At 59.4% G+C, this 22,551-nt stretch carries 6 protein-coding genes; 2 read left to right on the plus strand and 4 right to left on the minus strand.

Translation table 11 applies throughout. From position 1 onward, the window contains the following. Positions 1–152: 152 nt before the first annotated feature. Complete coding sequence (locus SK62_RS10635; protein ID WP_047719580.1) at positions 153–16,361, minus strand: Ig-like domain-containing protein; 16,209 nt, start codon at positions 16,359–16,361, stop codon at positions 153–155. A 121-nt stretch (positions 16,362–16,482) separates the two neighbouring features. After that, on the minus strand, positions 16,483–17,820 hold the full coding sequence (locus tag SK62_RS10640; protein ID WP_023303703.1) for a TolC family outer membrane protein: 1,338 nt from the start codon (positions 17,818–17,820) through the stop codon (positions 16,483–16,485). Positions 17,821–18,552: 732 nt separating this feature from the next. On the opposite strand from SK62_RS10640, the gene SK62_RS10645 reads away from it, so the two are divergent. Together SK62_RS10645 and SK62_RS10650 are read left to right on the plus strand one after the other, a co-directional pair. Continuing rightward, positions 18,553–19,296, plus strand: coding sequence for a DeoR/GlpR family DNA-binding transcription regulator (locus tag SK62_RS10645; RefSeq protein ID WP_015570569.1), 744 nt, complete (start codon positions 18,553–18,555; stop codon positions 19,294–19,296). Between the two features lie 13 nt (positions 19,297–19,309). Then, the gene (locus SK62_RS10650) at positions 19,310–20,377 is read left to right on the plus strand and encodes an oxidoreductase (protein ID WP_047719581.1); all 1,068 of its coding nucleotides are present in this window, start codon (positions 19,310–19,312) and stop codon (positions 20,375–20,377) included. A 41-nt stretch (positions 20,378–20,418) separates the two neighbouring features. Here SK62_RS10650 and cybB read toward each other — a convergent pair whose 3' ends face one another. Both cybB and aldA read right to left on the minus strand, forming a co-directional pair. Further along, positions 20,419–20,949 carry a cytochrome b561 gene (gene cybB / locus SK62_RS10655; protein ID WP_047637363.1) on the minus strand — a complete coding sequence of 177 codons (531 nt, stop codon included), beginning with the start codon at positions 20,947–20,949 and terminating at the stop codon, positions 20,419–20,421. A gap of 87 nt (positions 20,950–21,036) precedes the next feature. Beyond that, a complete protein-coding gene (gene aldA / locus SK62_RS10660; RefSeq protein WP_032671118.1) occupies positions 21,037–22,476 on the minus strand; it encodes an aldehyde dehydrogenase in 1,440 nt (479 codons plus the stop codon). Positions 22,477–22,551 lie beyond the last annotated feature (75 nt).

The raw sequence follows: 22,551 nt of genomic DNA on the forward strand, positions 1-22,551 counted from the left end.
TGATTTCGCACTGAAATGATACCTTTCCGGGATGATTAGAAATCGAATACTGTCTAAACGAGCCCGCAAAATAATCTTGTGAAATATAGGGTTATGGCTATTCGTGTAAAGAAACGCAAAAGACCGCGAGGAGCGCTCCCCGCGGCGTTGTTTTACGCAATTAACAGTTGATGATTGGCCAACAGCGTCGCCAGATCCGTCTGCACGCCGTTCAGCGTCACCAGCGTGGTGGGCGTGAACTGACCGCCCGTCCCGTCCAGGTCAACCTGGATCTCGGTGTTGCTGCCGTTTTGCACAACGCGGATGTAGTCGGCGATGTTGCCCGCGCTGCTGTCCAGCGTCGCCACGCCGTTCACGTAGCTCGCCGAGCCGGTGCCGGTATAGCCGCTGTCGGAAAGCAGGTCGCGCAGATCGATACGGTCCGTATCCGCCGTCCCTTCCCAGGTGCCGACGGTAAAGCCGTTCACCACATCGCTACCGTTGCCGCCCGTCGCGTCAGACGCGTTGATCAGCTTATAGAGCAACGTATCGTGACCGCCGCTGCCGATGTTGAAGGTGTCGTTCCCGCCCCGGCCTTCGAACTGGTTATCACCGCTGTTGCCGGTGATCACGTCGTCATAGTCGGAGCCGTTAATCCCTTCAATATTCAACAACCGCGTGGTACCGAATCCGGTGTCCTGCGCCGTTGAGAGGCGCAAATCAACGGTTATCCCAGAGGTGGCATTACGATAATCCACCACGTCCATGCCGCCGGTATTGCTCCAGGTGTCGTAGTCGGAATGGGTATTCCAGCCGCCGGAGCCGTTATAGGTATAGGTCCCATCCTCTGCGATAAAGGTGTCGTTATACCCGGTACCGGTGATGGTTCCGCTGTGGCCGCCGGTGGCCGCTTCGGCGGTGAGAACATAACCCTCTTTGCCGTTGCCCGCGTCCAGGCCGGTCCAGGTGACGTTATCCGAGACGCCGTTGGTGATCTTCACGATCTCCGCCGAGTAGGTTTCGTTCGGATCCAGCCCGTAGAAACTCACCAGCGCAGAGGTATCGTTCGAGCCAATGCCGGACTGAGCGTTGATGATCTGCGAGGCCACCAGCACGCCCGCAGCGTTATACAGATTGACCGTATTGCCGTAGTACGCGTTGATGCCTTCGCTATCGACAATGTGCAGATGCATCGCGGTACCGTCAGCGATCTCCGCATTGTTCTGCACCAGCACCACCTTACCGTTCTGCTGAGACACCAGCAGATCCTGCGCACCGTCCCAGTTGTAGTCCACCGCGGCGACACCGGTGACGTTGGCCAGCCCAGAAGCCAGCTGGCTTGAAGTCCAGGTTGAGCCGTAGCCGTTGTTGGTGAACAGGGTCGCCGTCTGTGAGCTGCCGTAGGTGCTGAGCTTGATGATGTCCATCTGCCCGTCACCGTTCCAGTCTACCGCCACCGACAGATAGCCCGCCGTGGCGTTAGAGGCTTCCACCGCGCTTTTGGTCGTGGAAAGCTGCCCGGTACCGTCGTTGTAGTAAATCACCCCGCCGTTGTTGTTGTAGCTGCTGCCGAGGTACAGATCCATGTAGCCATCGCCGTTAAAGTCCGCCCACGTCATGGAGGCCGCCGTGGTGGTATTCGAGGCGTTGGCCACAAACACGTTGGTCAGGTTCTGGCCAATGGAAAGCGTACCGTTCCCGTTGTTGTTAATCACGGTGAGCGAGTACGCCCCGCTGCGGTTGGTGTGCTGCACGATGTCCACGGTACCGTCGTTGTTCAGGTCGACGCCGGAGATTTCACGCCCGGAATCGAACTGGCCGTAGAATCCACCTTCCCCGCCGGTGCCGTCCGGCGACAGAACGCCGTTGGTATTCACCAGGTAGGTCAGGGAGTCCATACCGGCATCGCCGTACGCCAGATCAAGATAGCCATCGCCGGTTTTGTCGTAGGCAATTACGCCGCCGTACCAGATGGTGGTTCCCATCGCCAGCTGGCTGGCGGTGTAGCTGCTGCCATCGTAGGTCCACATCACCTGCGTAGAGCCCGCGTAGGTGTTCTCCGTCGCAAAGATATCCTGCGTGCCGTTACGGTCAAAGTCAGCTGCCGTCTGGCTCACCACATAGTAGCTACGGGTGTTAGTTAACGTATTCCCGGCATAGGTTGAATCATCGCTGCTGGAATAAGACTGTCCATTAGCAATGATATTCCACAGCCCGCTGCTGTTCATGCCGAGAGTCATGGTTGAGTTGTTGCTGTTCCCCGCAGTGGTCGCCCAGTCGGTATTCACCGAGGTGGTATCGATCACCAGGCTACCGGTTGCCGTACCGGTGGTGTTACCGTTGCCCGCGCTACTCTTCACCTGCGCGGTTACGTCGTAACTCGCCACACTCAGGGCATCGCTGTCCGGGATCTGTAGATACCAGGTATTGTGATCCGGGTCGACGACCACCGCACCGCCGGTCTGGGAGGTGTAGGTTTTCCCGTTCACCGTCACCACCAGATATTCACCGTTCACCAGGTCTGCGGAGACCGTACCGCTGACAATCGGCGTGGTATCCGAGGTGGTCTGGGCAGTAATCGCCGCGGTGGTGGTCGGGATGCTGGTATCGACGTTCAGCACAAAGCCATCCGATTCCGTGTAGTTACCGGCTTTGTCGGTGACGCGCAGAATGTAGGTGTGATTCCCGTCGAGCAGGCCGTTGTCCTGATAGGACCAGCTTGCGCTGCCGTTCATCGTGACCTGACCCAGCAAGATCCCGTCCCGGTAAAGCTGCACGATTTCGCCATCTTCCGGAGCGCGGTTAAGCGTACCGTTGATCAGCGGCGAGGTATCGTCCGTCGCGACTGATGCGCCGTACGTGCCTGTACGTTCTCCTTCCCCGTCGGTATAGCTGACCACCGTTCCCACCGTGTCAGGCGGCGTGGTATCAACCGTTACCACCTGCGAAGAGGTTGAGCCGACGTTGCCCGCCTGGTCGATGATCCGCACCTGGTAGGTGTAATCCCCATCTGCCAGATCGCGGGTATCCGTATAGCTCCAGCGCTGGTTAGTGACGGTAGTGTCAATCCAGGTATTACCGCCGTCGAGGCTGATCTGTACGCGCTCGTCGCTGGCCAGCGCGCTGCCCAACGAGCCGTTGATCGTCAGCGAGGTGTCCATGGTGATGAAATCACTCCCGGACTGCCCGGTATCTTCGCTGATGCTGTCAATGGTGATGCCGTACTGCGGCGCCTGGGTATCCACCGTCACGTCCTGCGTGGTGGTGGCCCCAACGTTGCCCGCCTGATCGACAACCCGCACCTGATAGCGGTAGTCGCCGTCGGCCAGGGTGCGGGTGTCGTTATAACTCCACCGGGTGCCGCTTACCGTGGCGTAAACCCAGGTGGTGCCGCCATCCATGCTCACCTGCACATACTCACCCGCCCCGAGTTCGTCCCCGAGCGTCCCGTTGAGCGTGTACGAGGTCGAACTGGTCAGGAAGTCGTTATTGTCGAAGCCGGTATCGACGGTGATGTTATCCACGGTAACCGTAATCGCCGCATCCGGCGCGACCGTATCGACCATCACCTGCTGATGAGCGCTGGCACCTACGTTGCCTGCCGCATCCACTACGCGAACGTAGTAGTCATAGGTCTGGTTACCCAGCGTGCGGCCGTCCACGTAGTACCAGCTGTTGCCAGTGACGATCACGTTCTGCCAGGTGACCCCGCCGTCGATGCTGATCTGGGCATATTCGCCGTCGGCCAGCGTTGCGCCGAGCGAGCCGTGCAGCGTCAGGGAGGTATCATTGGTGATAAAGTCGCTGCTGCTCAGGCCGGTATCGTCGCTGATGCTGTCGATAGCGATCGTTTTGCTGGCGTCCGGCGCGACGGTATCAATGGTCACCACCTGGCTGGTAGTGGCGCTGATATTCCCCGCGTCGTCAATCACCCGCAGCTGATAGTTGTAGTCTCCGTCGGCCAGCGTGCGGCCGTCAACGTAGGTCCAGCTCAGGCCGCTGACGCTCACGTCAGTCCAGGTTGCGCCACCGTCGAGGCTGATCTGAGCGTGGTCGCCGCTGCCCAGGGCCGCGCCGAGCGTCCCTTTCAGGCTGATCTGGTTGTCGCTGGTAATAAAGTCGCTGTCGGACAGGCCGGTATCCTGCGAGACGGAATCCACGGTAATAGTCGCCGCCGCAGGCTTCGTCAGATCGATTACCACGTCCTGGCTGTCCGTTGCCCCAACGTTGCCTGCATTGTCGATCACGCGCACCTGGTACTGGTACGTACCGTCGGTCAGGGTACGGCCATCGGTGTAGCGCCAGGTGGTGCCGGTGACGGTCAGGTCAATCCAGGTGGTACCGCCGTCAAGGCTGATCTGCGCCTTCTCGTTATTGCCGAGCTGCGCGGTCAGGGAACCATTCACCACCACCTGGCTGTCGTTGGTGATGAAGTCATTCGCGCTGAGGCCGGTATCGTTTTGCAGGGAATCAATGCTGATCCCCATCGACGGTGCGGTGAGATCCACGGTAACGGTATGGTTATCGCTGGCGCTGTTGCCGATGGCGTTGCTCACCTGCGCGTTAATCACGTACGAACCGCCGTCCGCCAGCGCGGTCACGTCTGCGCTGCCGACCGTATAGCTCCAGGTGCCGTCATTTTGAACGGTAGCCGTGTAGGTTTTACCGTTAAGCGTAATGGTCACCGTCTGGCCCGTTGGCGCATCGGTGGTGCCGCTGATAACCAGCGGCGTGCCGTGCTCGGCGGCGTTGACGATATCATCCTGCGCAAAGGTGTTAATGGCGATGGTCGGCACGTCACCGTTCAGCGTCACGTCGTGCGTTGCGCTGCCCGGGTTACCTGCCTTATCGCTCACCGTAGCCGTAATGGTGTAATCCCCGTCGCTCAGTCCGAGGAAGTCGCGTCCCGGTACGAAGACGGACCAGGAGCCATTCGCCGCCACGGTCGCCTGATAGCTGTGGCCGTTGAAGGAGACGGTCACCGTCTGGCCCTGCTCCGCGGTGGTGGTCCCGCTGATGGTCTGTCCCGCCAGCTGCTCGGCGTCGTTGACGATATCGTCATCGGCCACGGTGCTGATGGTCACGGCTGGCGCGACGGTATCGACCGTTAAGGTATGCGTCGTCTGGCCGTTATTACCCGCCTTGTCGTTCACCGACGCGGTGACCGTCAGCGCGCCTTCGCTCAGGTTGGCAAGATCGGCGGCCGGGACGTCGAGCGTCCAGGTGCCGTCGTTTGCCACAAGCGCAGTGTAGGTTTTCCCGCCCAGCGTGACGGTCACCGTCTGGCCTGCTTCCGCGCTGGAAGAGCCGTGTACGGTGAGCGGCTGCTGGGCTTCCGCCGCATTCAGCACATCGTCGCCCGACAACGTGTTCACGCTAATCACCGGCGCGGTGGTGTCCACGCTGATGGTGTGCGTCGCCGAGGCGCTGTTCCCGGCGCTGTCCTGCGCCGAAACAGAAACCTGGTAGCGCGCGCCGTCGGCCAGGGTGCCCACGTCGGCGGCCGGTACGGTGGTTGTCCAGGAGCCATCGCTCTGGATAGTGGCCGTATAGCTCTTACCATTCAGGGTGATAGTGACCTGCGTGCCGTTAGCAAACTGCGCGCTCGAGCCGTTGATGACCAGCGACGCCCCCGCTTCTGCCGCATTGATCACGTCATCACCGCTGAGGGTGTTGACGGTCAGCGCGACCGATGCGGTATTTACCACCACGTCATGGGTCTGGGTGCTGCTGTTGCCCGCGCTGTCGGTGATTGTCGCGCTGAGGGTCACGGTGCCGTCGGTCAGGGCAGAAATGTCGCTGGCAGGAACGCCCACGCTCCATTTGCCACTGGCGTCAACGGTGGTGGTGTACTGGTTCGAACCTATCGTGATGACCAGCTTATCGCCGACGCTGGCGCCGGTTGCGGTGCCGCTGATGACCTGCGCCTGCCCGTGCTCAACGCTGTTGATGACGTCATCGCCCGCCACGACGTTAAAGCTGACGGTCGGCGGCGTAGTATCGAGCGTAATCGCTTTGCCCGCGCTGCCCGGGTTACCCGCGGCGTCACTCACGCTCACCTGCACGGTGTAGCCGTTATCCGCCAGAGTGGACAGATCGGCGGCCGGCACGTTAATGCTCCAGACGCCGCCCTGCTGAACCTGTGCGGTATAGCTGTTTCCACCGAGGTTAACGGTTACCGTCTGACCGACTTCAGCCGTGGTGGTGCCGGAAATGGCCACGCCCGCAGCCGCTTCGCTGCCGTTGATCACGTTGTCGCCGGCTACCGTGTCAATGGTCACGGTTGGCGCCGTGGCATCGACGCTGTACTCCCGGCCCGCAGACGCGCTGTTGCCGTTCACATTGGTCACGCTCACCTGCACGCTGGCGTCGCCGTCTTTCAGACCCGCAAGATCCGAGGAAGGCACGGTGGCCGTCCAGTTGCCGTCGGCATCGACTTTGGCGGTGTAAGACTTGCCGCCAAAGGTGATGGTCACGGTCTGGTTCTCTTCCACATTGGAGGTGCTGCCGGAAAGCACCAGATCCGCGCCTTTCTCCGCCGCGTTAATCACGTCGTCGGTGGCGATGGCATCAATGCTGATCGCCACGGCTGCCAGATCGACGGTGACGTCGTGGCTGATAGAGACCGGATTGCCCGCCGCGCTCTGGCCTGCAACGGTCACGGTAACCGTGCCCGCAGCCAGGGCCCCGACGTCTGCTGCCGGGATCGCCGCGCTCCAGGTACCGTCTGCCAGCACGGAGGCCGCATAGGTTTTGCCATTGACGGTCACGGTGAGCGTAGTGCCTGCCGCCAGTCCGTCGCTGGAGCCGGTGACAATCAGGTTCTGTCCATGCTCGATGCTGTTAATCACATCGTCGCCCGCGACGGTATCCACGCGCAGGCCCGGCAGGCTGGCGTCGATAGTGATATCGCGCTCGCCCGTTCCCGTATTGCCATGGTCATTAGTGACGGTTGCTGACACCGTTAAATCGCCATTGCCCAGCGCGGTCAGGACGGATTCCGGCACGTTAACGGACCAGGTCAGATCGCTCTGCACCGTCGCGGTATAGGTGTTGCCGCCGATGTTCACCGTCACGGTGTTACCGATGTCCGCGTTCGCCACCTTACCGGTAATGGTCTGGCCTGCGGCCACTTCCGCCGCGTTGATGACGTTGTCCCCCGCCACGGTGTTGATGGTGACGGTTGGCAGCGCGGTATCGACAAGCAGGTTCGCCGTAGTGCTGATGCTGTTGCCCACGCCGTTGGTGGCCGTCGCGCTCAGGGTGTAGCTGGCTTCACCGAGGCCTGACAGATCCGCAGCCGGAACCGTCAGGCTCCAGGTGCCGTCTGCCGCAGTCGTCGCCGTGTAGTTTTTACCGTTCATGGTCACGGTGACTACAGTGCCTTCCGCCAGGTTGGCGCTGGTGCCGTTGACGCTCAGATCCTGCCCTTTTTCTACCGCGTTCAGGACGTTGTCATCGCTGATAGCGTTGAAGCTGACCGACGGCAGACCGGTATCGACGGTCACATTATGCGTGCCGCTGCCGGTATTGCCCGCCGCGTCGGTGACTGACGCAGTGACGGTCACGCTGCCGTCGCTGAGGCCGGAAATGACGCTGGCCGGAACGCCCACGCTCCAGTTACCCGCCGCATCCAGCACGGTGGTATAAGTCTGGCCGCCGATCGTGACGGTGACCTTATCGCCCGCCGCCGCGCCGGTGGCGGAGCCGCTGATAATCTGCGCCTGATTGTGTTCAGCCACGTTAATCACGTCGTCGCCTGCCACGGTGTGGATGGTCACTGCCGGAACGGTGACGTCCACCGCCAGGGTGTGGTCCACCGACGCCGGGTTACCCGCCTTGTCGCTGACGGCCGCGGTCACGGTGACGCTGCCGTCGGTTAATCCTGCAAGGTCAGCTGCCGGCACGTTCAGCGTCCAGCTGCCGTTCGCGCTGACGGTTGTGGTGTAATCTTTGCCGTTCAGCGATACGGTCACCGTCTGGCCTGCTTCGGCGGTACTGGTGCCGGAGATTGCCAGGTCGGACTGCGCTTCCGTGGCGTTCAGGATATCGTCGGTGGCAATCGTGTTGATGGTCACGGACGGCGTGGTAGCATCCACGCTGTACTCGCGTCCCGCAGACGCGCTGTTGCCGTTCACGTTGGTGACGCTGACCTGCACGCTGGCGTCGCCGTCTTTCAGACCGGTCAGATCCGCAGACGGCACCGTGGCGGTCCATTTACCCTCAGCGTCCACCGTGGCGGTGTAGTTCTTGCCGCCGAAGGTGATGGTGACGATCTGGTTTTCTTCGACGTTCGAGGTGGTGCCGGAGAGCACCAGATCCGCACCCCTCTCGGCGGCGTTGATCACGTCGTCGGAAGCGATGGCGTCAATGCTGATGGCGACGTTTGCCAGATCCACCGTCACATCATGGTTGATAGTCACCGGATTGCCCGCGCTGCTCTGGCCTTCAACGTTCACGGTGACCGTGCCTGCGGCAAGGGCACTCACGTCCGCAGAAGGGATCGCCGCGCTCCAGGTGCCGTCTGCCAGCACGGTAGCCGGATAGGTTTTACCGTTTACGGTGACGGTCAGCGCTGTGCCCGCCGTCAGGCCGTCGCTTGAACCCGTGATAATCAGATTCTGCCCGTGTTCGATGCTGTTAATCACGTCATCGCCCGCTACGGTGTCCACGCGCAGGCCCGGCAGATTCGCGTCGATAGTGATATCGCGCTCGCCGCTGCCGCTGTTGCCCACGCCGTTCGTGACGCTGGCGGTCACAGTCAGATCGCCATTGCCCAGCGCGGTGAGCACAGACTCCGGTACGCTGACGGACCAGGTGAGATTGTCCTGTACCGTTGCGGTGTAGCTGTGGCCGCCAACAGACACAGTCACGGTGTTGCCCGCTTCGGCATTCACCACTGTGCCGCTAATGGTCTGGCCGGTTGCCAGCTCCGCTGCGTTGATCACGTCGTCGCCCGCCACGGTGTTGATGATGACGCCAGGCAGCACGGATTCCACGTTCACGGTGTGCGAGGTGCTGGAACTGTTGCCGACGCTGTCCGTCGCGGAGGCCGACACGGTGTAAAGCGCTTCACCCAGTTGCCCCACCTCGCTCGCCGGAACGGTTGTGGTCCATTGGCCATTGGTGTCCACCGTGGCGCTGTACGCTTTGCCGTTGAGCATCACGGTGACCACCGCGCCCGCTGCCAGCCCGGAAGCCGTACCTGTGATGGTCAGATCCTGCGTTTTCTCGCTGCTGTTGATCACATCGTCACCGGACACGGTGTCAATGGTCAGCACCGGCGCGGTGAGGTTGACTTCAACCTCGTGCGTTGTGCTGTTGCTGTTTCCGGCTTTATCGGTCAGCGCCGCGGTGATGGTGTAATCCCCGGCGGTCAGGGCACTCACGTCCGCCGCAGGCACGCCCACGCTCCACCTGCCGGAAGTGTCCAGGGTCGCGGTGTAATCTTTGTTATTGATGGTGACGGTCACCACGTCGCCCGCCGCCGCACCGGTCACGGAACCGGTGACAATCAGCGCCTGCGCATGCTCGGCGCTGTTGATCACGTCGTCGTCGGAAACGGTGTTAATGGTCAGCTGTGGCACCGTGGTATCCACCAGCACATCGCGGTCCGCCGAGGCCGGGTTACCCGCCTTATCCGCGACGGCTGCCGTGATGGTGTAATCGCCGTCGGTAATCGCGCCGATATCCGCAGACGGTACGGTGACGCTCCAGCTGCCGTTCGCCTGTACGGTGGTGGTGTAGTCCACGCCGTTCAGCGTCACGGTCACGGTCTGGCCCGCTTCGGCGTTGGAGACACCGTTAACGACCAGATCCTGCTGCGCTTCGGCCGCGTTGATGATGTTGTTGTCGCTGACGATCTCGATGGACACCGTCGGCGCGGTGGCGTCCACGCTGTATTCGCGGCCCGCCGAGGCGCTGTTGCCGTTCACGTTGGTGACGCTGACCTGCACGCTGGCGTCGCCGTCTTTCAGTCCGCCCAAATCGGCAGACGGTACGGTCGCCGTCCAGTTGCCGCTGGCATCCACCGTCGCGGTGTACAACTTGCCGCCGAAGGTGATGGTAACGGTCTGGTTTTCTTCCACGTTGGTGGTCGAGCCAGACAGCACCAGGTCCGCGCCTTTCTCAGCCGCGTTGATTACGTCGTCAGAAGCAATCGGATTAATGCTGATGGCGACTGCCGCCAGATCCACTTTCACGTCGTGGCTGATGGAAACCGGGTTACCCGCCGCGCTCTGGCCGTCAACGGTCACGGTGATCGTGCCTGCGCTCAGCGCGCCGACGTCCGCCGCCGGAATAGCCGCCGTCCAGGTGCCGTCCGCCAGCACGGTTGCCGCGTAGGTTTTGCCGTTGACGGTGACCGTCAGCGCCGATCCGCTCGCCAGCCCGTCGCTGGAGCCGGTGATAATCAGGTTTTGACCATGTTCGATGCTGTTGATCACATCGTCGCCTGCTACGGTATCCACGCGCAGGCCCGGCAGGCTGGCATCAATCGTGATGTCGCGTTCGCCGGTGCCGGTGTTGCCGTGGCCATTGGTCACGCTCGCTGTTACGGTGAGATCGCCGTTACCGATAGCGGTTAAGACGTCAGACGCCACGTTAACCGACCAGCTCAGGTCGTCCTGAACCGTCGCGGTATAGGTGTTGCCCCCGATACCGATCGTGACAGTGTCACCGCTCGCCGCGCCGCTCACTTTCCCGCTCAGGGTTTGTCCGGAAGCCACTTCCGCCGCGTTAATCACGTCGTCGGTGGCAACCGCATTAATGGTGACCTGCGGCAGCGCGCTGTCGACCAGCACGCTATGGCTGGTATTCGCGCTATTACCCGCGGTATCGGTCACGCTGGCCGTCACGCTGTAGCTTGCTTCGCCCAGTACCGAGACGTTTGCCGCCGGAACGGTGACGCTCCAGTTACCGCTGGCATCGGTGGTGGCGGCGTAACTGATACCGTTCAGGGTTACGGTGATGCGGGTCCCGTCCGGCTGGTTGCTGGTGCCGGAGATCAACAGGTCCTGGCCTTTTTCGGTCGCGTTGATCACGTCGTCAACCGCCAGGGTATTGATGGCAATCACCGGCGCGGTCAGGGAGACGTCAAACGCGTGCGTCGCGCTGGTGCTGTTGCCCGCTTTATCGGTGAGTGTCGCGGAGATCGTCTGATCGCCGTTAGCCAGCGCGCCCACGTCCGTCGCCGGAACGCCCACGCTCCAGTTGCCGGACGCATCCAGCATCGCGGTGTAGTCTTTCCCGTTCAGGGTCAGGGTAATCACATCGCCCGCCTGCGCGCCCGTCACCTTGCCGGTGACAATCAGCGCCTGGCCGTGCTCGGCAATATTAACAATGTCGTCGCCCGCCACAATGTTGAAGATAATCTGCGGCACGGTAGTGTCGACCAGCACGGACGCCCCCGCGCTGGCCGGGTTGCCCGCTTTATCGGACACGGTCACCGTGACCGCCGCGCTGCCGTCGGCGATCCCCGCCAGATCCGCCGCCGGAACGTCCAGCGTCCAGCTGCCGTTCGCCTGCACCTGGGCGGTGTACTGATTGCCGTTGAAGGTCACGGTGACCGTCTGGCCTGCTTCGGCAGTAGACGTCCCGCTCAGGGTCAGATCCTGCGCCGCCTCTGCCGCATTCAGCATGTTGTCGCCGCTGATGGTGTTGATGGTGACCGCTGGCGCGGCGGTATCGACGCTGAATGCCTGCGAGGAAGAGGCCGCGTTGCCGTTCACGTTGGTGACGCTGACCTGTACGCTGGCGTCGCCGTCCTTCAGGCCGCTCAGATCGGCAGCCGGTACGGTGCAGGTCCAGTCGCCGTTGGCATCGACCGTCGTGGTCCAGGTTTTACCCGCAAAGATAATGGTAACGGTCTGGCCCGCTTCAACGTTCGAGGAGGAGCCGGACAGCACCAGATCCTGGCCTTTTTCTGCCGCGTTAAGCACGTTGTCGTCCGTCACGCTGTTGATGCTTATCGCCACCGGGGCGAGATCGACATCCACAACGGTACCGATATTCACCGGGTTGCCGGAGGTATCCTGCGCGCTGGCGCTGATGGTGAGCGACCCGTCCGCCCACCGGGAGACGTCGGCAGCCGGAACCGCAGCCTGCCAGGTGCCATCTGCCAGTACCGAGGCGGAATAACTCTTGCCGTTGATGGTCACGGTGACGGTGCTACCCGCCGCCAGGTCGGTGCTGGTGCCGGAGATAACCAGGTTCTGCGCGTGTTCAATAACGTTAATGACGTCGTCACCGGCGACGGTATCAATGCGCAGGCCGGGCAGCTGGGCGTCAATGGTGACATCCAGGGAAGACGATCCGGTATTGCCGTGCGCGTTCGTTACGCTGGCCGATACGGTCAGGTCGCCGTTGCTGAGCGCGGTTAACTGACTCTGGGTTAACGGCAGGCTCCAGGTGAGATCGTCCTGTACGGTGGCCGTGTATGTCTGCCCGCCGAGGATAATCGTGACGGTATCGCCCGATGCCGCGTTAGAAACCTTTCCGGTCAGGGTTTGCCCTGCGGCCACTTCCGCCGCGTTGACGATATTGTCGCCCGCGAGGGTGTTGATGGTGACCACCGGCAGCGAGCTATCCACCAGCACATCGTGCGTGGCAGCGGCGCTGTTGCCCACATTATCGGTGACGCTCGCCGTCACGGTGTAATTGGCTTCACCCAGCGCGCTCACCGCAGAGGCGGGGACGGTAACGCTCCAGTTGCCGCTGGCGTCGGTGGTGGCGGTGTAGTTGATACCGTTCAGATTAACGGTGATGGTGGTTCCTTCCGGCTGGTTGCTGGTACCGGAAAGCAGCAGATCTGCGCCCTTCTCTGCCGCATTGATCACGTCATCCGCGGCCAGCGTGTTAATACCGATAACGGGCGTCACAGTATTGACCACCACATCCACTGAACTGCTGCCGGTGTTGCCGGATTGGTCGGTCACGGAGACGTTAATGGTCCAGGTGCCGTCCGTCAGCCCCTGAACGACGGACGCAGGCAGGCCGAGGCTCCAGTTGCCTGCCGCATCCACCACGGTGGTGTAGTCCACGTTATTGATGGTGATGGTGACCAAATCGCCCGCCGCCGCGCCGGTGACGGAGCCGCTCAGGATCTGCGCCTGAGCATGGGCCAGCTGGTTAACGGTGTTGGTGTCGGTGACGAAATCGTTGATGATCACCTGCGGCACGGTGGCATCCACCAGCCCAACGCGGTCCGCGCTGCTGCTGTTGCCCGCCACGTCACTGACGGTGGCCGTCACGGTGACATTGCCATCGGTCAGCGCGCCTACGTCGGCGGCAGGCACGTTCAGCTGCCAGCGACCGTCCGCCTGTACCGTGGTCTGGTAAGATTTACCGTTCAGCGTCACGGTGACCGTCTGGCCCGCTTCAGCGGTTGTGCTGCCGCTGAGCACCAGATCCTGCTGCGCTTCTGCCGCATTAATGATGTTGTCGTCGGTCAGGTTATCAAGCGTAATGGCTGGCGGCTGCGTATCGACGATCACCACGCGTGAGGCGTCCGCGCTGTTGCCGTTGACGTTAGTCACGCTGACGCTCACCTGCGCACGCCCGTCGATCAGCGTTTCCATCGCGCTCGCCGGAACGGTCAGGTGCCAGGAGCCGTCCTGCTGCACCTGTGCAGTAAAGGTTTGATCCGCGAATTTCACCACCACGGTCTGCCCGGCCTCCACGCCCTGCGTCTGACCAGAAAGCGTGACATCCGCACCTTTTTCCGCCGCGTTGAGCATATCGTCAGTGGTTACGGTATCGATGGTGACGGCCACCGCATTCAGGTCAAGCTCGATCGGGTGTTCAGCCGCCACGGTGTTGCCCCAGGTATCTTCCGCGCTGACGCTGACGGTCATGCCTCCCGCCGTCCATGCCTGAAGGTCCGCCGCCGGCACGCCAATCTGCCAGTTGCCGCTGGCGTTAACCGTGGTGACGTATTCGACATTATTGATGGTAACGGTGATCTGTGTGCCTTCGGCCAGATGAGTGCTGGAGCCGGTTACGGCCAGATCCTGCTGCTGCTCGATGGCGTTAATCACGTCATCGCCAGAGATCGTGTTCACGCGCAGGCCCGGCAGTTCGGCGTTGATGTTGATATCACGTTCGCCGATGCCGGTATTGCCGTGCGCATTGGTGACAGAGGCGCTGAAGGTTAAATCGCCGTCGCCAAACGCCTGGAGGTCGGCCGATGGGATCGTCACGCTCCATTTGAGGTCGCTGCCAACCGTCGCGGTGTAGCTCTTGCCGCCCACGGTGACAGAGACGGTATCGCCCGCCGCCGCGCCGGTGACGCGTCCACTGAGGGTTTGGTCAACCGCCGCTTCGGCGTTATTGACCAGGTTATCCCCGGCAAAGGTGTTGACGATCACCTGCGGCAGCACGGTGTCTACCAGCAGATTCGCCTCGGCGGAGCCGCTGTTACCCACGCTGTCGGTGCCGCTGACGCTGACGGTGTAAAGGGTATTCGCCAGATCCAGCACGTCGGAAACCGGCACCTGAACGGACCAGCGACCGTTCTCAACGGTGGCCTGATAGTTAACGTTGTTCAGCGTCACGGTGACAGCGCTGCCGTTCGGCAGATTACTGGTCCCGCTCAGGCTCAGGGGCTGCATGGCCTCCTGCGCATTCAGGACGTTATCCTGGCTGATGGGGTCAAGGGTAAATTCCGGCGGGTTGCCGCTCAGCGTAATGCCGTGCGTCGCGCTGCCGGTGTTGCCCGCCGCATCGGTCACGGAGACCGAAATGCTGTGGCTCCCTTCCCCCAGCGCGCCAATGACGGAGGCAGGCACGCCGACGCTCCAGCTGCCGTCCGCCTGGACGGCACCGGTAAAGGTCTTGCCGCCAACGGTCACGGTGACAATGTCGCCCTCCGCCGCGCCGTTCGCCTGGCCGGAAATAATCTGCGCCTGCCCCTGCTCGCTGGTGTTCAGAATGTCGTCGCCCGCGACGGTGTTGATAGTGACCACTGGCGCTGCGGTATCGACCGTGAAATCGGCGGTGGTGGATGACCCGTTACCCGCTTTGTCGCTGACGTTTACCGTCAGGGTGTGCTCGCCGTTAGCCAGCGCCTGTACTTCACTGGCCGGAAGCGTAACGGACCAGCTGCCGTCGCTGCCCACGGTCGCCGTGTGATTTTTGCCGTTCAGCGTGACCGTCACAATCTGGCCCGCTTCCGCATCGGTTTTCCCGGTCAGCGTCAGCGGCTGATTATGTTCAGCCGCGTTGATGATGTTGTCCTGGGCGATCGTGTCGACAGAGATCACTGGCGAGGCGGTATCCACGCCAATCGTCTGGCTGCCGGACACGGTGTTGCCCGCCGCGTCTTTTCCGCTGACGTTGACCGTCCAGGTACCATCGCCCAGCGCCTGTGCGTCGACCGCAGGGACCTTCACGCTCCATGCGCCGTTTGCCCCCACTTCTGCGGTATAGGTTTTACCGTTGAGCGTGACGGTAAGCGCCGTTCCCTGGGCCAGGTTTTTGCTGGTGCCGGACAGTGTAAAGCCAGCGGCCTGCTCGCTGGCGTTGATCACGTTATCGCCCGCCGTGGTGGCGAGCGTCACGCTGGTATCCGCTGTAGAAACGGTTACGGTAATACTGCCCGCAGAGGTCGATTTACTGCCGTCGATCTGTACGACGGACCAGGTATGTTCCCCGTCCGCCTGGGTCGGGAGTGTTACCGTCCAGGTGCCGTCCTTCGCAACCATGGTGCTGGCGATGGTGCTGCCGTTGCCGTCTTTAACCTGAATGGTCGCGCCCGGCTGCCCGGTACCGCTGAAGGTGGGGGTGTTGTCATCCGTGACCTCTTTTGCACTCAGCACGCCCTGCTTGTCACCCGCGTTGTCCGTCAGCAAAAATGTCGGCGTGGCGCTTTCGACTTCTTTTGTATTATCAATAACCCTGGTTTTGGTTTCGCCATCGCCGCCGTGAGCCAGCAGTGCGCCGATCGCACCGCCCCCTAACGCCGCACCGGCAATCCAGCCCCACGGCGCATCGCTTAAGACGCTTCCCTGCTCCAGGAAAGGTTCAATGCTGCTAATGGGTGCAGCCTGGGCGGTTAATTCGGTGGCGGCAACGCCTGATGCTTCCCCGGCATCGGCAAATGAAATATGCGTCAACGCCTGGTTATCGTTAAATACCAGCTCGGAATGATTATGGGTTTCCGTGTCTTCGACAAAATAATTATTGCAGCGGATCACGCTGCCATCTTTCATATAAATGAGGAGGTCATTCCCCTGGCGGACATAACGCACCACGTCCTGAGCAGAACCCTGAATTTCAATCACGCTCGGTGAGGAAATAGAGACCGAGAGATTCCCCTCTCCGGTTAATTTCGTCTTCTCTGCCGTTTTGCGAATGATGACATCAACAACTTTTGCGGTACTCATATTCTTCTCCTTGCAGGTGCGCGTATTCCTGTGGATATGTCCACCAGAGGGATGTAGCTATCCTTGGGAAAAATCACCCATTATTGTCTGACTTATTTCGCGCAGAAAGGCGCGCCTTTTTTTAACTTAAATCAGGTAATTTCGCGGCAGCGTTTTTCTCTATTCCGATAAGCGGCAAGAGATTATCCACCGCAGAGGCGTAATTAATCGCCGCACTCCAGCCATCGTATTCAGCCATTATTTTCGCTGAGGTGGCAGACCAGACATCCTGCTCCACGCTGAGCAGATCGTTAATGCTGCGCTTGCTCAGGGTATATTCATTTTTGTAGACATCGCGGGCGCGCAACGCATTTTCCAGCTGACGCTTCCCGGCTTCCATTCGTCCACGCGCCCCGGTCCAGTCGGCCTGTGCGACGGAGGCTTTTTGCAGGACATCAAAACGGGCCTGATCGACCTGGGACGATGCCATTGCCCTTGCGCCCTCGGCCTGACGGACGCGCGCCGAGACCGCGCCGCCCTGATAAAGCGGTGCGTCAATATTGAGCTGGATCTGATCATCCCAGTACGCGCGATTATCAGACTCATAGCGGGTGCGGCCCCCTTTCAGGCTTAAGGTCGGCCAGTGCTGAGACCTGGCGGTTTCTACGCCGTACTGGGCTGAACGCTCCATGTTCTGCGCGGCCATCACCGTTGGGATCAGTGAATAATCAATCCGGTTGAGAGAATCCGGCTCCACGGCCAGACCTCCCGGAACCGGTGAATAGCGTTCAGCCTGTATGCCAGTTAATACCGCCAGCCGCGCGCGGGCGCTGTTCAGAGAAGCATTATACTGCTCTACCGTCGCCTGCATCCCGGCGATACGGGTGCGGGTCTGAAGCTCATCAGAGGTGGAGCTTACGCCAGCATCGGCGCGGAGTTTTGCCAGCTGCTCAACGTTTTTAAGCGCCTGCACGTTCTCTTTTGCCGCCTGCAACAGATCGCTGTAGCGTTTTACTTCCACATAGCTGAGGGCCGTTTTTTCCGCGACGGCAGACATCGTGCTCATCAGTTGGTAGCGATAGCTGTCACGCTGAGCTGAAGACTGGCTGATGCTGTTATTGGTCTTGCCAAAATCGTACACCAGCTGCGTCAGGCTCAGGCCCCAGGCTGCGGAATTTCGCAACGAGCCGCTTGAATCGGTGGTCTGGCTGTGACCCGTACTCCCGTTCAGGGCTATTTGTGGCATCCAGCCACTGCGCGCTTCGTCTATTTGCGCCTGGCCGATCCCCAGTTGCGCTGCCTGCTGGCTCACCGAGGGGTCGCGATCGAGAGCGAAAAGAATACTTTCTTTCATCGTCATTGCCGCAACGGGAGATATCCCCGCCTGGCCGTTATTTGCATTAGCCGCAGTCACCACCAGCGAAATTAAGGTCAGGGAGACAGATAATCTGAGCAACCTGTTATTGCATTTCATCTTCATAATATCCCCCGACTCCAGGTGATAGCCAAATAAATACCCAGGAAGAGGTACAAATAATTCTTCAGAAATCCCTCACCTCTTCTCGATTAATTTGGGTAATAGTTCCCCAAGCCCATTTCAATTGAGATGAGAGCCGTTCAATCTCTTTTTTTCTTTTAAGAATTTACTTAAATATTTATTGATTCGCAGCATAACAAAATGTGATATGAGCAACCACACCCGCAATGTTAATGCGGTGTTACAAATAAGAAAAAAGATGGGGTTTCTGGACAAAACGTTATAAAAGGCCTTTCAGATGAAACAAATAAACCCCCTGTAATATAAAGAAAATTCTAAAATGCCCCGGTGTACATTTTTGCGTTAATTTCACCCCGAATCAGACACAAAGATTTTCAAAGAAATGTCAACTTAAGTAATACACCGAATAAAATTGAATTATTTTACTTTAAAAATAAAAACTCATAGATATATGCACTAATTTATAATTACAAATTAGTTAAACATTCTGGTTAGAGCCAATAATCCGGCAGCTTAAGCCAAATTTTCAAGTGAAACATAGCGATAACAACATACCTAAAAGATACATACATGTTTTTGATGACTGATTAATGCGATATCAATAATCACATCATTAAACTGTTTTTGGATAACATCCCGCACCTGTCGCGATTCCCTTTCCTGCAAAATGCTGTAAACTGCGATTTATTGCGACATTTTGCAGGATACTGCCCCATGCATAAAACCGCCAGACAGAAATATGTGCTTGATATCATTACTGAGCAAGGCCAGGCCAGCATTACCGAGCTGGCAGAGCGATTGCAGGTTTCGGCGGACACCATCCGTCGCGATCTGACCGACCTGGAAAAACAGGGACTGGCACAAAAAAACCATGGCGGCGCCATCGCGCTGAATCTCTCGACGATGACCCGAGTAAGCAGGAATAGCTTGCTCCCTGAAATTAAGCAGCGGCTGGGTAAACAGGTTGCGCAATGCGTGCCTGCGGGCTCGACGCTTTTTCTGGACGCCGGAAGCACACTGCTGGCCGTTGCCTCTTTCCTTCAGGGGCCGCTGACCATCATCACCCCTTCTCTTGATATCGCCCAGCAGGTTAGCGATCGGGAAGATATTGACCTGATCCTGCTCGGTGGAAAGTGGGATCAGAAACAACGCCTGTTTGCCGGAAGCGCCACCCTTTCCCTGCTCTCTCGCTACCGGGCGGATATTGCCATCCTTGGCGCATGCGCCATCCATGCCGAACTCGGATTGAGCGCCAGTCAGGAGGCGGATGCCGAAGTGAAGCGTGCCATGCTGGCCGCAAGCCAGGCGCACTGGGTAGTCGCCGACCATCTAAAACTCAACCAGTGCGAACCGTATCTGGTGTCAGGGTTATCCGAGATTCATCAACTGTTTTTAGATCGTCCCTGGGCAGAGCTCGGGGACCATAGCGCCTTGCAGGTTACCGTTGGCGCGCATTAACGTGGAGAAGGTCATGAATAAAGTGAAGACAATGAATATTGCGCTGATCGGGTATGGTTTTGTAGGTAAGACGTTCCATGCCCCGCTGATCCAGTCCGTCGAAGGCCTGAAGCTGGCGGTGGTCTCATCCCGGGATGAAGAGAAAGTGAAACGCGACCTGCCGGACGTCCTCGTTGTCGCCACGCCGGAAGAGGCCATTCAGCATCCGGATATCGACCTGGTGGTTATCGCCTCCCCTAACGCGACCCATGCGCCGCTGGCCACCCTGGCGCTCAATGCCGGCAAGCATGTGGTAGTGGATAAGCCGTTTACGCTGGATATGCAGGAAGCGCGAGATCTGATTGCGCTTGCGCAAGAAAAACAGCGCCTGCTCTCGGTCTTCCATAACCGCCGCTGGGATAGCGATTTTCTCGGCATTAAGCAGGTGATTGAGCAAGGCCGTATCGGTAAGGTGAAACATTTTGAGTCGCATATCGATCGTTTCCGTCCGGAGGTTCGCGTGCGCTGGAGAGAGCAAAACGTGCCCGGCAGCGGCCTGTGGTTCGACTTAGGCCCGCATATGATTGACCAGACGCTACAGCTTTTTGGTCTGCCGCAGTCGGTACAGGGCAACATCGCCACCCTACGTGACGGCGCGGAGATTAACGACTGGACGCACGTGGTGCTGAATTATCCGGAACACAAAGTGGTCCTCCATTGCAGCATGCTGGTGGCGGGTGGCGTTGCCCGCTTTACCGTCCACGGCGATAAGGCCAGCGTGGTGAAAGCGCACATCGATCAGCAGGAAGCCCAGCTGCTGGCAGGCGTCGTTCCGGGTAGCGAAAGCTGGGGTGAAGACAGCGACGCTATGGTGCTGTTTAATGCCCAGGGTGAAGCCAGCGCTATCCCTGCGCCAAAAGGCGACCAGCGGCAGTACTATATAAACGTGCGCGATGCCCTGAACGGCAAGATTGACAACCCGGTCCATCCGGTGGAAGCCCTGGCGGTGATGGCGGTGCTGGAAGCGGCGGTAAAATCTTCGGAAACGGGTTCAACTCAGGAACTGGACTTAACGGCGCAGGAGCGCGCGCAACTGCAATAAGCCGCAAAAAAATGCCCTGCGGGTTCGCAGGGCATTATCGGTTACTGACGCTTTTTCGGCATCATGCGCAGCAGCGTGTTGTCCTTCCAGAAGTAGTGATGCATCAGCGCGGCAAAGGCGTGCAAACCAATCACGAAGTACCCCAGATTCGCCAGCGTTACGTGCCACTCCTTTAGGGTATCCACCAGGTCAAAATTCCCCTCCGCCGCATGCGGCATCGTCAGGCCAAACGCAAACCAGTCATTTCCCCGGTTATACATCATCACCATGCCGATCAGCGGCAGCGTAATGAACAGCAGGTAGATTACCAGATGCCCGAGATGGGACAGCCCGGTGATCATCGCTTTTGGTTTCGGTTGAATAGGCGGAGCCGGGAATTTGAGGCGGATAAGCAGGCGCGCCACCATCAGCACCAGGATGCTGATCCCGCAGGAAACGTGGATCATATTAATAAGCGGACGATCGGTTCTTGGGAACCACCCTCTGAACTCCATGGCGCAATAGGCCATAATGACTAACAGAAAAACCAGCCAGTGAATGCTGATTTGCAGACCCGTATATTTTGTGCGCATGTTGTTTCCCGATAAAGAATCATTATCGCGCCAACATAACCACCTTTCCTTAAAATGTGAACCCCCTCGCATGGAGGGGGCTCCTGATTACGACTGCAAATAGACAACCTGCGTCTGCAAATACTCATTCAGACCGTGTTTGCCATCCGCCCCGCCGATACCGGATTTACGCCAGCCTGCATGGAAGCCCTGCATCGCTTCAAAGTTTTCACGGTTAATGTAGGTCTCGCCGAACTTAAGCCCCTTAATGGCTTTCATCGCGACGTTCAGGTCCTGCGTATAAACAGACGAGGTTAAACCGTAGTCGCTGTCGTTGGCCATTTTCAGCGCCTCTTCCAGAGTGTCGAATGCCACCACTGGCAGCACCGGGCCAAAGGTCTCTTCGTGCATGATGGCCATATCCTGACGTACGTCCAGCAGCAGCGTTGGGGGATAAAAATACCCTTTGCCTTCTGCCGCTTTACCGCCAAGGACCACTTTAGCCCCCTCCTGCACCGCGCGCGCCACCTTCTGCTCCACGCGCTCCAGCGCGGCGGCGTTGATCAGCGGCCCCATGGCAATATCCGTTCGCTCAGCCGGATTGCCAAACTGGACGGCTTTCATTGCCTCGCCCAGACGATTAACAAAGCGGTCGTAGATCCCCTTCTGGACATAGACACGTTCCGCACAGTTACACACCTGTCCGGTATTGATGACGCGTGAATCCACAATGGCCTTCACGGCCAGCTCGAGGTCGGCATCGTCCATCACGATGGCCGGGGCTTTACCGCCCAGCTCCAGCCCCACTTTGGTGATGTTTTTCGCCGCCGCAGCCATGATCTTTTCACCTGCCCCGACGCTGCCGGTCATGCTGACCATCGCCACTTTCGGGTTCCCGGCCAGCTCCTGTCCGACGGTTTCACCCCGGCCCAGCACAAGGTTAAAGACGCCTTTCGGCAGGCCAATCTCATCGACGATTTTGGCAAACGCAATGGCGTTGTTTGGGGTAAATTCGCTCGGCTTGATAACGATGGTGTTACCGGTGAGCAGCGCGGGAGCGAGCTTACGGGCAATCAGGAAGAAGGGGAAGTTCCACGGCAGAATGCCGGTGGTGACGCCCAGGGCACGCTTAAACACCAGAATACTTTCGCCCGGACGGTCGCTCTGAATGATTTCCCCTTCATAACGGCGTGCCCACTCGGCCATATAGTCGATATAGTCAGCGGTAAAGTTCACTTCCACTTCCGCCAGCTGCTGGATCTTGCCGCCTTCGGCCACAATCAGCGCGCTGATTTCACTGACGCGCTCGCGGATCCCGGCGGAAATTTTGCGTAGCCAGCTGGCGCGTTCAATAGCAGGCAGCGCCTCCCAGCCAGCCTGCGCGCGATCTGCCGCGTCAATGGCCTTGCGGGCGTCCTCGGCGCTGCCGTCGGGAATACGGGAAATGACCTCTTCCGTGGCCGGATTGATCACGTCAATCCATGCATCACCCTGCCAGGCAACAAACTGTCCATCAATATACATAGGATGTTGTACGGGTACTGTCATAACCTGCTCCTGTAATCACACTGTTTTTAACAAGTAAACTTAATGTTAAAAACTATAATTACCGGGGCAATTGCC

The organism is Enterobacter sp. BIDMC109 (assembly GCF_001037885.1).
GTDB classification, from domain to species: Bacteria; Pseudomonadota; Gammaproteobacteria; order Enterobacterales; family Enterobacteriaceae; genus Enterobacter; species Enterobacter hormaechei_C.

Excerpts from the sequence above, each read along its gene's own strand:
- SK62_RS10635 (WP_047719580.1), bottom strand. The coding sequence starts at position 16,361 with ATGAGTACCGCAAAAGTTGTTGATGTCATCATTCGCAAAACGGCAGAG.
- SK62_RS10640 (WP_023303703.1), bottom strand. The coding sequence starts at position 17,820 with ATGAAGATGAAATGCAATAACAGGTTGCTCAGATTATCTGTCTCCCTG.
- SK62_RS10645 (WP_015570569.1), top strand. The coding sequence starts at position 18,553 with ATGCATAAAACCGCCAGACAGAAATATGTGCTTGATATCATTACTGAG.
- SK62_RS10650 (WP_047719581.1), top strand. The coding sequence starts at position 19,310 with ATGAATAAAGTGAAGACAATGAATATTGCGCTGATCGGGTATGGTTTT.
- cybB (WP_047637363.1), bottom strand. The coding sequence starts at position 20,949 with ATGCGCACAAAATATACGGGTCTGCAAATCAGCATTCACTGGCTGGTT.
- aldA (WP_032671118.1), bottom strand. The coding sequence starts at position 22,476 with ATGACAGTACCCGTACAACATCCTATGTATATTGATGGACAGTTTGTT.